Origin of the sequence: Bacillus cereus group sp. BfR-BA-01309 (assembly GCF_022664315.1) — a bacterium.
Classification (GTDB): domain Bacteria; phylum Bacillota; class Bacilli; order Bacillales; family Bacillaceae_G; genus Bacillus_A; species Bacillus_A mobilis.
In genome coordinates, this window is record NZ_JAKUHE010000028.1 from 17,913 (window position 1) to 30,180 (window position 12,268).

A 12,268-nucleotide genomic window follows, 5' to 3' on the forward strand; every position below is an offset into this window, starting at 1 on the left:
AAAGGTTCCTACCGATAGAGGTAGGAACCTTTTTATTTAATCGAATTTTAATTTCTTTAAAGCTTCTGCGAACGGATTATTTAATGGTTCTTCTTCTTTATTCTGTTGTTTCATATATTTTTGAACATCGCGCTTATCAGCTTTGTTTCCAGATTCTTTTTTACGTCTTTCTTGGAATGTGGATAATTTCTCGCGATAGCCACATTTACATGCAAAGATTTGTCCCGCACCTTCACCACGTAATTCTAACTTTTTCTTACATTGCGGACAACGAGCGTTTGTTGTACGAGATACATTTTTACGATGACCACATTCACGGTCTTGGCATACAAGCATCTTTCCTTTTTTGCCGTTTACCTCTAGCATTGGTTTGCCACAGTCTGGACAAGACTTCGTGGAAATGTTGTCATGTTTATATTTTTTATCACTCGATTTAATTTCAGAAACAATTTCCTTCGTATAGTTCTTCATTTCTGAAATGAATACTTCTTTTTTCAGTTTACCCTTTGCAATTGCCTCGAGCTTTTGTTCCCACTCACCAGTTAGTGTAGGTGATTTTAACTCTTCTGGCACTAAATCAAGTAACTGACGGCCTTTTGAAGTAATGTGAATATCTTTACCACGTTTTTCAATTAAGAATGAATTGAATAGCTTGTCAATAATATCAGCACGCGTTGCTACAGTACCTAATCCACCAGTTGATTTTAGTGTATCAGCAAGTTGTTTATTTTGCGTATCCATATATTTTGTAGGGTTTTCCATTGCTGAAAGTAAAGTCGCTTCGTTAAATCGTGCAGGTGCTTTTGTTTGACCTGATGTTTGCATAATTAACTTTACAGTTAATGTATCGCCTTTTTCAATGTGAGGTAGAAGTTGTTCTTTTACGTCATCCGTTACATCATCATCTTCAAAGCGATTTTCATATACTTCTTTCCAACCGGCATGCAGAATAGTTTTTCCGCGTGCAATGAACGTTTCATTACCAACCTTTGTGCGTAACGTTAGTTGCTCGTATTCGAATGCTGGGAATAAAACAGCTAAGAAACGTTTTACAACTAAATCATAAATTTTACGTTCTTTATCTGTGAAGGCCGAGAAGTTAACGTATCCTTCTGTCGGAATAATTGCGTGATGATCACTTACTTTACTATCATCAACAAATGACTTATTAGACTTGATAGGCTTTTGTAATACTTTATGTGCTAAAGGACGGTACTCTCCAACTCCGCACGCTTTTAGACGCTCTGGAAGTGTTCCAACGATATCTGATGAAATGTAGCGTGAATCTGTACGAGGGTACGTTAGCACTTTATGTTGCTCATACAATTTCTGCATAATGTTTAATGTTTCTTTTGCAGAGTAACCGAACTTTTTATTTGCATCACGTTGTAATTCAGTTAAATCGTAAAGACCAGGAGAGAATGACTTCTTCTGTTTTTTATCAATTTCCACAACAGTAGCATTATGCTTATCTAAACCTTTTACAATGCCATCAATTTTTTCTTTATTAAAACTGCGGCTATTACCGTTAGCATCTTGCCAAGTCAGCTTTAACTGATTCGTCGTTTGTGCTTCGATGCCGTAGTAAGTTTGAGCTTTGAAGTTCTTTATTTCATCTTCACGATTAGCAATCATAGCGACAGTAGGTGTTTGCACACGGCCGCAATTCAGCTGGGCATTAAAGCGAGTCGTTAAAGCGCGAGTCGCGTTAAGACCGATATACCAGTCAGCTTCTGAACGTGCAACTGCTGAAGCGTATAAATTGTCATATGCTTTACCTGGTTTTAAATTAGCGAATCCATCTTTAATCGCTTTATCAGTAACAGATGAAATCCATAGACGTTTGATTGGTTTGTTAACTCGAACCTTATCAATAATCCAACGAGCGACTAATTCTCCCTCACGTCCAGCATCTGTCGCTACAATAATGTCATTTACATCTTTTCTAAGAAGCTGACTCTTCACAGCATTAAATTGCTTCCCTGTTTGTTTAATAACAGTTAATTTCAAACGCTCAGGTAGCATCGGTAAATCTTCTAAATTCCACTTTTTATATTTCACATCGTAGCTTTCTGGATCTGCTAATGTAACAAGATGACCTAAAGCCCAAGTTACAATATATTTACTACCTTCAAGGTAGCCATTTCCTTTTTTATCGCACTTTAGTACACGCGCAATATCACGTGCAACGGAAGGCTTTTCAGCGATTATAACGCTTTTTGACATATTTAAAACATCCTTTCAAATTTCCATACGTTAACTATAGCATACATTTTCTTGAGATTCAGTTTCGCTCTAGATTTGAACGTTTTTTAGTGGGATAACATCCATTTGAAGGTGAATGATGGCGATAGAACATAATATGCACCATGATGAGACTATGAGAAATAGATATTTATTATGCGTGTTGTTTTATTATTGCTTCTATATGAAATAGAAAAGTAAAGAACTTGTTATTTTACTAGAATAAGAGTAGACTTTGAAGTAGATGAATACTAAACACATGGGAGTTTGTGGATGCAAACTGAGAGTATGACTAATCCGTCATTGACCATTTGAACCTGTTGGATAATGCCAGCGTAGGGAGAGTGTAAAAGCACATGTTCAGGCACTTTGCGTACGCGCAAAGTGCCTTTTTGTGTATCTCCCATCACTATAGTTAGGGGATGAGAAGGATGAATATGAAAGAAATTAGTAAAGTAGTGGATTTGGTGAGAGAATCTAATCCGCTCGTTCATAATATTACAAATGTGGTTGTAACAAACTTTACAGCTAACGGTTTGTTAGCGTTAGGGGCATCGCCTGTAATGGCGTATGCAAAAGAAGAAGTAGCAGAAATGGCTAGCATTGCTGGAGCGTTAGTATTAAATATGGGGACACTTCGTCCTGAAGAAGTAGAAGCGATGTTACTTGCGGGTAAATCAGCAAATGTGAATAATGTACCAGTATTGTTTGATCCAGTTGGTGCAGGAGCAACATCGTATCGAACAGAAGTTGCAAGACATATTCCAGCTGAAATTGATTTAGCGATTATCCGCGGAAATGCAGCTGAAATAGCGAACGTTATTAATGAGAGATGGGAAATTAAAGGAGTAGACGCCGGTGCTGGAAATGGAAATATCGTAAGTATCGCAAGGCAGGCAGCTGATGAATTAAATACAGTTGCGGTGATTACTGGGAAAGAAGATGTTGTTACAGATGGAGAGCGAACGATTCTTATTCGAAATGGTCACTCTATTTTAACGAAAGTTACGGGAACTGGTTGTTTACTAACTTCTGTAATAGGAGCATTTGTAGCAGTAGAAAAGGATTATGTAAAGGCAGCAGTAGCTGCATTAACGTTTTATGGTGTAGCTGCGGAACTGGCAGCTGCTAAGACGGTGGAGCAGGGACCTGGTAGTTTCCAAATTGAATTTTTAAATCAGTTAGCGAATATAACTTCAGATGATATTGAGAAGTATGGGAAGATTGAGCTTATATAGTAAGGAGGGGGAATTAGATGTCACGTATTACAAAGGCTGAAATGTCTAGATTGTTATCAGTATACTTTATTATGGGAAGTAACAATTGTACGAAGAAGCCACTACAAGTGTTGAGAGATGCACTTGAAGGCGGTATAACAATTTTTCAATTCCGTGAAAAGGGGGAAGGGGCTTTAACGGGAGAGAAACGTATTCGTTTCGCAAAAGAACTACAAGTAATTTGTAAGGAGTACGGTGTCCCATTCATTGTAAATGATGATGTGGAACTAGCTATCGAGTTAGATGCAGATGGCGTGCATGTTGGACAAGATGATGAAGGAATTACTTCTGTTCGTGAAAAAATGGGAGATAAAATTGTTGGTGTATCTACACATACAATTGAAGAAGCACACTGGGCAATTGAAAACGGAGCTGATTATTTAGGTGTTGGCCCTATTTTTCCAACGAGTACGAAAAAAGATACGAAAGCAGTTCAAGGAACGAAAGGTTTAGCTCATTTTAGAGAACAAGGAATTACAATACCGATCGTTGGGATTGGTGGCATTACAATTGAAAATACAGCTTCAGTTATAGAAGCAGGTGCGGACGGTGTTTCAGTTATTTCTGCGATTAGTTTAGCGGAATCTGCGTATGAAAGTACGAAGAAGTTAGTAGAGGAAGTAAATAAGAGTTTGTAGAAAAAAGCTATGTAGTATTAAAATGCTACATAGCTTTTTTGGTATTAATAATTAGAAATAGGGGGGATTATTTGAAACGGAATAGGTTTGTAGCGTTGCAAAATGAGTTGTTTCGTTTATTTGAAAAAGGGGAATTTGATGCAATTTATAGATGCATAAGTGAAGCGGAAAGAGAATTTCCTGAAAGAATAGATAAAACGAGTTTTTGGAAAGCTTGTGCATATTCAGTAGAAGGCAAGGATGAAGAGGCGATTGCTATTTTAAATGGGGCTATGCAAAAAGGGATATGGTGGAATCCCCATACACTTATGTATGATGAAGACTTAAAGGGGCTACAAGATAAAGCGGATTTTAAAGTAATAGTAAAAAGGTGTGAAGAAATATTTAAGAAACAGCAGTTAACAGCTAACCCGGAGCTATACAGTTATGGAAATGAAAAAGCAAAAACTGGACTATTTTCTTTACATTGGAGAGGATCAAATATAAATGATTTTGCACCATATTGGTGTGAAGAAAAAATACTAAGTGAGTATATGTTAGGTTTTTCTCAATCCTCGCAAATATATGGAATGAACTCTTATAGCTGGGATAATCATGATATAGCTATAAAAGATGCTATGAAAAATTTTAATGAGTTCACAGATAAGTATAAATTGGAAGACATCATTATCGCTGGAGCTTCTCAAGGTGGGAATATAGCAATAGAGTTGGCGTTAAAGAATATGTTAGGGACTCAAAAATTTATTTCTGTTATACCTGCTATTCGAGATGTAGAGGCGATTGAAAGTATGGTTGTATCAAGCCAGGTAACAAATATGAAAGGATATATTATTACGGGAGATAAAGATCCATTTTATAAAAACACACTTCAATTAATGTCTATGTTTGAAAAATATAATGTGGACTGTAAATTAATTGTGAGAGAAGGCTTAGGTCATCTTTTCCCGGAGGACTTCACACAACTATTAAAGAACATAATGGAAGAATGGACGGTTAAAAATATTTAAACAAACGTTTGATTAAAAAAGCACAAACCCTTTAAAACTGTAGGTTTGTGCTTTTTCTTTAAAACATAATTGAAATTAAGAGCATTCCAATTCCGATAGAAGTGAATGTTGCGATTAGGCCTGGAATCATAAAGCTATGATTTAAAACATATTTACCAATGCCAGTTGTACCAGTGCGATCAAAGTTAATGGCAGCAACGATTGTTCCATAGTTTGGAATGAAGAAATATCCATTTACTGCAGGGAACATCGCGATTAGTAGTGCTGGTGGAATACCGAGTGATAATCCAAGAGGCATTAAAGCACGTACTGTTGCAGCTTGGCTATATAGTAAAATAGATAGAATGAATAATGCGATGGCAAATAGCCATGGTGCACTTGTTACTAGGTGCTGAATTGAACCTTGAATCATATTTAAGTTTCCGTTAAAGAAAGTATCTCCCATCCAAGCGATACCGAAAATAGCAACAACTGCTGTTGCCCCCGCTTTAAAGACGTTACCAGACACGATGCTTTCTACATTTGGTTTACAGAAAATAATAATAAGAGCTGCGATCGTTAACATAACCATTTCAATTGTGTTCGGCATGGAAAGACGAGCTAACTTCCCGTCGACCATCCATCCTGGACGAAGTGCTTCAAATGAACCGAGAAGTACGACAAGGAAAGTTCCTACTAAGAAAAGGATAACGGATAGTTTAGCACCTTTTAAACCAACAAATTCTTTCTTCTCTTCAATTTTAGGAATCATTCCTTCTTTTAATCGTTTCAAGTATTCAGGGTCTTCATTTAATTCTTTCCCCATTTTGCTAGCAACAAATGCAGCTACCATACAAGCGATAAAGGTAGAAGGAATACTTACTTTTAAAATATCTAATAAAGTGATTTTATAGTCAGCTAACATTGCTAAAAGGGCAACTGTTGCAGCTGATATAGGGCTAGCTGTAATTGCTTGTTGGGAAGCGATTACGGCAATTGACATTGGTCGTTCGGGTCTAATCCCAGATTCGCGAGAGACTTCTGCGATAACAGGAAGTACAGAATAAGCAACGTGACCAGTTCCTGCACACAGTGTAAATAAATAAGTAACAATTGGAGCAAAGAATGTAATGCGCTTTGGATTTTTTCGTAATGCTTTCTCAGCCAGATGAACAAGGTAGTCCATTCCTCCAGCGGCCTGCAGTGCACCGGCAGCTGTAATTACTGCTAAAATCATAAGCATTACATCAATAGGAGGAGCTGTAGGTTGTAAGTGGAAGACGAAAACAAGTATTGCCATACCAACGCCACCCATTACTCCTAGACCAACTCCGCCTAGGCGTGCGCCAATAAAAATGCAGAGTAGTAACGTAAGAAATTGTAGCCAAAACATGATAAACTACCTCCGAAATTCATTAGTTAAGATATATTCGAATAATTTAATTTAAATGAAAATTAAAATAAATACTCAAAACAATCCTTGTGTTATATACATTTTTTATTATATAACACAAGAAATGTAACATTCACGAACTTTGTTAAATTATTTCGAAAAAATAATACATTGAAACTTCACATTTGCATCTCTAAATAGATAGACATTTTAATTTTTATGTTGTAATCTTTGATAGAGAATACTTTAATTCTCATAGAACTCCCATATCGTTCAACTCGTTCAGCGAGAAAGGCAAACTGATGGAAACATTAGGACGCAAAACTACAGGAGCTAAGGCCGCAAGGCTATGCTAGCCAGTTACCGGACGGATAGGGTTGGTCTTGACCAATGCTCTTTTCATTGGTCTTTTTTTTATTTGTAAACAAATGAGAACTATTATCGTTTATTAATAAAGTTTATATTTTAATAGCTTTACTTTATAGTAAGTTAATTAAGAAAAGGTGATGTGAATGAAAAAATATTGGCACAAGCTATCATTTCTTCAAAAAAATGTATTGTTAACTGTGTTAGTTATTTTGACGCTTGTTGGTACTATGGGAGCGTTAAGTTTTAACATGTTTCAAAATAGTATGATGTCTATATTTGAAAGGCATTCTTTTGAAACAGGAGATACGGTATTACATAAATTAGATGCAAAAATATTGAGAGATGTTGCAAAAGACCCAGCGGCAGAAAGAGAAAAGAGAGAGAAGTTAGTAGAGAAGTTAGATGAATCAACGGAAGAATTGAACAGTGTTGGACAAACGTATATTGTTGGAGCAAAAGAAAATGAAAAAGGTGAGTTACAAGTTGTTGCTTTGGCTACAGGGTTAGCAAATGTTGTTGAAGTAGAACCGGGAGACTATTATAAACAACCAGATCTTTGGATGGAAGCATATGATAAAGTAATGAGCACAAAAAAAGCAAACATGACAGTAGTATATGAAGACGCATTGGGATCATGGGTAACGATATTAGAGCCAATTAAAGATGAGGAAGGTAATATAGTGGCAATTGTTGCAGCCGATGTAGATGCCTCTATTGTTCCTATTACAAAGGAAAAATTCATTATACAAGGTTTACTGTTTATTTGTATTTCTGTTTTAATTGCAACGGTTATTCAATTCCTAATCGTACGTAACGCACTTGCTCCATTGCGGGATTTACGTGAAGGATTGCGCAAAGTCGGTGAAGGTGACTTAAGTATTAAATTAGAGGAAAGACCAGATGATATTGGTATTATTAATGCGTATTTTAATAATACCATCGAGAAGTTTAAAGGGATTATAGACAAAGTGAAGCAGACAGCAGAACAGGTTTCCTCATCTTCACAAGAATTATCAGTGAGTACGAAAGAGAATAGCATGGCAGTTCAAGGAATCGTAAGTTCTATAGTTGAGTTAAGGGCTGGCGTTCAATTACAAGAAACTGCAGTACCAAAGTATTTAGATATTATATATGAAATGGAAGATAGAATGGAAGAGATAACGAATACTGCAAAACAAATGGCGAAAGAGTCTGAAGGTACAAAGCATCATTCAGTAAAAGGAAATGGCATTATTGAACAGACGATTAATCAAATGAACATAATACAAAATGCAGTACAAGATTTATCTTCTATTATTTATTCTTTGGAAACAAGATCAAAAGAAATTGGTGATATTGTAACAGTAATTACCGGTATTTCAAATCAAACGAATTCGCTAGCTCTAAATGCTTTTATTAAATCTTCACGTGTTGAGGAAACTGGTGAGGGATTTGTCGTTGTTGCGGATGAAGTGCGTAAATTAGCAGAGCAGACCGAAGCATCAGCAAAAGATATAGCAAAATTAATAGAGGAGACACGAGCTGGTACGGAAGAAGCTGCTGTTTCAATGAAAAATGCTTTAAAAGAAGTAGAATCGGGTATGGAACTTGTTGAAAGTAGTGGTGCTTTCTTTGGTGGGATTTCAAAATCAGCACGATCTGTTACAAATCAGGTTAGAGTTGTTTCTGCCAATTCAAGTGATATATTGCAAAATAGCCAAAATATTGTTCGGGTTGTAAATGAATTATCACTTATCGCAAATACGTATGCGAATAGTAGTAGTAATGTTGAAGAAAGTCTGAAAGAACAGGAAATGTCTGTACAAGATATTGCGGAATTAGCTAGTTCTTTAAGCTGGCTTTCGCAGGAGTTACAAGAGTTAATAGGAGAATTCAAAAGTTAAATGAAATGATTATATGCGCTTTTGTTTGTTCAATAAAATAAATCATGCTACAATGAAAACGAATTAAGGACCGGGGAGCCAATTGGCTGAGAGGATGTAAACAAACATCGACCCTCAACCTGATCTGGATAATGCCAGCGTAGGGAGTTACTTAAAGTGATGTAGCATATGTTATTCTATAATAACTTGCATACAAGGCTTTCCTACGTAGTAGGAAAGCCTTTTCTTGTTTTAAAATTTAATTTCATAAGGGGGATTTTACTATGTCACAACAAGTTACAATTTCATTTTCAGTAGTACCACAAGCGAAGCACAAAGATGTGTATTCTGTTGTTGATAAAGCAATTGAGGTTGTGCAACAATCGGGAGTTCGTTATGAAGTAGGGGCAATGGAAACAACGCTGGAAGGAGAATTAGATGTACTTCTTGATGTCATTAAACGTGCGCAACAAGCTTGTGTAGATGCTGGAGCAGAGGAAGTGATTACTTCTATTAAAATCCATTATCGTCCAAGCACTGGTGTAACGATAGATGAAAAGGTTTGGAAGTACCGTGATGAATATGCAAAACCAGAAGCAATCTAAAATAATTACAACTATTTGGCTTATCCTTCTCATTGCGATATGGGAAGGATCTGTTTCATTATTTAAAATTGAACCGTGGATTTTACCGAAGCCTTCTGCCATTGTTCAAGAATTAATTGGAATGAAAGATTTACTATTACCGAATACGATGCAAACGTTACAAGAGGTTCTAATCGGACTGTTTTTTGCGATTTTAATTGGGACAAGTATTGCAATTATTATGGATGTTATCCCTTTATTTCGTATTTTAATAAATCCGTTGCTTGTTATTTCGCAAACGATTCCAATCGTTGTACTTGCACCGTTATTTATTATTTGGTTTGGATATGGAATGCTACCGAAAGTAATGGTGGTCATACTCGTTTGTTTCTTCCCGATTGCGCTTAGCATTTTAGAAGGTTTTCAAACGGTAGATAAAAATCTGTTGAAGTTGTTGCAAACGATGAAGGCAACGAAATGGCAAGTTTACCAGAAAGTAAAGTTTCCAGCAGTGCTTCCATACTTTTTCTCAGGGTTAAAAATTGCAGTTACATATAGCGTAATGGGAGCGATTATTGGGGAATGGCTCGGTGCCAGTGAAGGATTAGGAGTTATGCTTACGAGAGCTACAAAATCCTTTTTAACAGCTCGAGTATTTGGTGTGGCAGCAATTATTGTTATGGTGACATTATGCCTGTATTTTATCGTGGAGTTTATGGCAAGAATAACAGCACCATGGATATATAGAAAGGACGGCAGAAAATGAAAAAAGGTTTAAAAGTTATGTTGGCTGCCTTATTAGCGGTAGGTGTGGCTGGATGTAATCCGGCGAAGAAAGAAGATAGTGCAAGTAAAGATCAAAAAGTAAAAGTAGTATTAGATTGGTTTCCAAATACGAATCATACTGGCTTATATGTAGCGCAAGCGAAAGATTATTATAAAAAGCAAGGCTTAGATGTAGAGATTATTCAGCCTGGTGATAATGTGACAGCGGAGCAAATGATAGCTTCAGGAAAAGCTGACTTCGCGATAAGCGCACAAGAAAATGTAACATTGGCTCGTGTAGAAGGTATTCCTGTTGTATCTGTCGGAGCGATTATTCAGCATAACACTTCAGCTTTTGCATCGCTTAAGAAGGATAACATGACTTCACCGAAAGATTTTGAAGGTAAACGTTACGGAGGCTGGGGAGGACCAGCAGAAGAAGCAACGTTGAAGACAATTATGGAGAAACATCAAGCTGATTTTAATAAAGTTGAAAAAATCATCTTAGGACAAACGGATTTCTTTAAATCAATCGGCCGTGATGCAGACTTTGAATGGATTTATTACGGATGGGATGGAATTGAAGCGAAGCGCCAAGGAAAAGAGTTAAATACGATTATGGTGAAAGACTTAGACCCAGCGCTTGATTTCTATAGTCCTGTTATTATTACGAGTGAAAAACATACGAAGCAAGATAAAGACTTTGTGAAAAAGTTTATGAGTGCAACGACAGAAGGGTATAATTTTGCAATTAAAGAGCCAAAAGAAGCTGCGGATATTTTAATTAAAGCTGTTCCAGATGTAAATAAAGACTTAGTACAAGAAAGTCAAAAGTGGTTAAGCACGAAGTATCAAGATGATGCAAAAGCATGGGGAGTACAGAAGGAAGATGTTTGGACGAATTACATGAATTTCTTATATGATAACAAAGTAATTAAGAAGAAAATTGATGTAAAAGATGCCTTTACAAATGAGTTCCTTCCAAGCGAAAAATGAGCGGATTACAAATAAAAGATATTGTGAAATCTTTCGATGGAAAGAATGTATTAGCAAATATTAGTGCTTCTATACGAGAGGGAGAGTTCGTTTCTTTTGTAGGTCCAAGTGGTTGCGGGAAAAGCACATTATTAAATATGATTGCAAATGTTGAAAATCCAACAAGTGGGAATGTAACGTATAACGATAAGCGAATGCAAGAGCAAGATGTTGTAAGTTATATGCCGCAACAGGATTTATTACTGCCGTGGCGATCAGCTTTGCAAAATATAGTTCTTCCATTGGAAATCGAAGGGAAACCGAAAAAACAAAGGCTGACAGAGGGAATGGAAGCATTAAAGCAGTTTGAACTAGATGAATATGCAGACCATTATCCAGATGAATTGTCTGGTGGTATGCGTCAAAGAATTAGTTTTCTGCGCACATATTTATGTGAAAAGCCAATTATGCTACTTGATGAGCCTTTTGGAAAATTAGATGCCTTTACAAAAATGGAAGTACATAGCTGGCTTTTAAACTCTTGGCACCAAGAGAAGCAAACAATCGTTATGGTCACACATGACTTAGATGAGGCAATCTTGCTTTCGGACCGCATATTTATATTATCTCAAAGACCAGCTTCAATAGTTGGTGAGGTACAAGTGAAATTAACTAGGCCGAGAACGATGGATATGTTAACATCACTTGAGTTAAAGAAGGATAAGGAAGAAATTTTGAGAGTATTAGCCCCGTATATGAAAAAATAGAAAAAGCCTTTTAACAGTTTTTGGTATAATTACTGTTAAGAGGCTTTTTTTATATAGGGGGAGAAAGATGAAATCTATAGAGCAAATAGTTGATTCGTTAACGCTCATCTTTACAAGTCCATATGCATTAGAAAAGTTGTATAAAGAAATTTACGCAGAAAATGAAAAAACGGAGAAGGAACAAAAGAAAAAATAGAGAATAGAATATAACAGAGTAGTTTATACTCTTAATATAACAAATGTTAAAGGAGTGAAAGGATAAAATGACTTTATCAACTGTTCTTCAAATGGTTTTAGCTTGATGCGGGAGAAGTCTGCCCATTTTTAACGATTAAGCTAAATTGAAGACAGCAGGTAAAGAACCTTAATCCTTTTTTACGATAATATGTAATGGGTAAGGTGTATTCA

11 protein-coding genes and 3 riboswitches are annotated in these 12,268 nt (G+C 36.3%); of the genes, 9 read left to right on the forward strand and 2 right to left on the reverse strand.

Going from position 1 to position 12,268, the window contains the following annotated elements; genetic code table 11:
• Positions 1 to 36 precede the first annotated feature (36 nt).
• Positions 37 to 2,226: a DNA topoisomerase III gene (gene topB, locus MR115_RS27760; protein ID WP_132134519.1), complete on the reverse strand. Its 2,190-nt coding sequence runs from the start codon at positions 2,224 to 2,226 to the stop codon at positions 37 to 39.
• Positions 2,227 to 2,493: 267 nt separating this feature from the next.
• Positions 2,494 to 2,603: riboswitch (TPP riboswitch) on the forward strand.
• Positions 2,604 to 2,666: 63 nt separating this feature from the next.
• Here topB and thiM point away from each other — a divergent pair.
• The 3 genes from thiM to MR115_RS27775 all read left to right on the forward strand — a co-directional run bounded on the left by thiM (position 2,667) and on the right by MR115_RS27775 (position 5,166).
• Positions 2,667 to 3,482: a hydroxyethylthiazole kinase gene (gene thiM, locus MR115_RS27765; protein ID WP_098375383.1), complete on the forward strand. Its 816-nt coding sequence runs from the start codon at positions 2,667 to 2,669 to the stop codon at positions 3,480 to 3,482.
• Between the two features lie 17 nt (positions 3,483 to 3,499).
• A complete protein-coding gene (gene thiE / locus MR115_RS27770; protein WP_063262179.1) occupies positions 3,500 to 4,159 on the forward strand; it encodes a thiamine phosphate synthase in 660 nt (219 codons plus the stop codon).
• Between the two features lie 71 nt (positions 4,160 to 4,230).
• Positions 4,231 to 5,166 (forward strand): alpha/beta hydrolase, encoded by a 936-nt coding sequence (locus MR115_RS27775; protein WP_242243462.1) that lies wholly within the window; start codon positions 4,231 to 4,233, stop codon positions 5,164 to 5,166.
• A 58-nt stretch (positions 5,167 to 5,224) separates the two neighbouring features.
• Here MR115_RS27775 and MR115_RS27780 read toward each other — a convergent pair whose 3' ends face one another.
• Positions 5,225 to 6,538, reverse strand: a complete 1,314-nt coding sequence (locus MR115_RS27780; RefSeq protein ID WP_000498711.1) for an anaerobic C4-dicarboxylate transporter family protein — start codon at positions 6,536 to 6,538, stop codon at positions 5,225 to 5,227.
• 283 nt (positions 6,539 to 6,821) lie between these two features.
• A riboswitch (cyclic di-GMP riboswitch) is annotated at positions 6,822 to 6,906 on the forward strand.
• A 144-nt stretch (positions 6,907 to 7,050) separates the two neighbouring features.
• Between MR115_RS27780 and MR115_RS27785 the strand changes: the two genes are divergently transcribed.
• From MR115_RS27785 to MR115_RS29925, 6 genes are all read left to right on the forward strand, one after another.
• On the forward strand, positions 7,051 to 8,790 hold the full coding sequence (locus MR115_RS27785; protein WP_242243463.1) for a methyl-accepting chemotaxis protein: 1,740 nt from the start codon (positions 7,051 to 7,053) through the stop codon (positions 8,788 to 8,790).
• Between the two features lie 61 nt (positions 8,791 to 8,851).
• Positions 8,852 to 8,953: riboswitch (TPP riboswitch) on the forward strand.
• 100 nt (positions 8,954 to 9,053) lie between these two features.
• Positions 9,054 to 9,374, forward strand: coding sequence for an MTH1187 family thiamine-binding protein (locus MR115_RS27790; protein ID WP_061676686.1), 321 nt, complete (start codon positions 9,054 to 9,056; stop codon positions 9,372 to 9,374).
• Positions 9,346 to 10,119 (forward strand): ABC transporter permease, encoded by a 774-nt coding sequence (locus MR115_RS27795; protein ID WP_142331711.1) that lies wholly within the window; start codon positions 9,346 to 9,348, stop codon positions 10,117 to 10,119. Before MR115_RS27790 ends, MR115_RS27795 begins: the two co-directional genes overlap by 29 nt.
• A complete protein-coding gene (locus tag MR115_RS27800; protein WP_088094988.1) occupies positions 10,116 to 11,114 on the forward strand; it encodes an ABC transporter substrate-binding protein in 999 nt (332 codons plus the stop codon). Before MR115_RS27795 ends, MR115_RS27800 begins: the two co-directional genes overlap by 4 nt.
• Positions 11,111 to 11,860, forward strand: a complete 750-nt coding sequence (locus tag MR115_RS27805) for an ABC transporter ATP-binding protein (RefSeq protein WP_242243466.1) — start codon at positions 11,111 to 11,113, stop codon at positions 11,858 to 11,860. Before MR115_RS27800 ends, MR115_RS27805 begins: the two co-directional genes overlap by 4 nt.
• 67 nt (positions 11,861 to 11,927) lie before the next feature.
• Positions 11,928 to 12,056: a hypothetical protein gene (locus tag MR115_RS29925; RefSeq protein ID WP_255864116.1), complete on the forward strand. Its 129-nt coding sequence runs from the start codon at positions 11,928 to 11,930 to the stop codon at positions 12,054 to 12,056.
• The last annotated feature ends 212 nt before the right edge of the window (positions 12,057 to 12,268 follow it).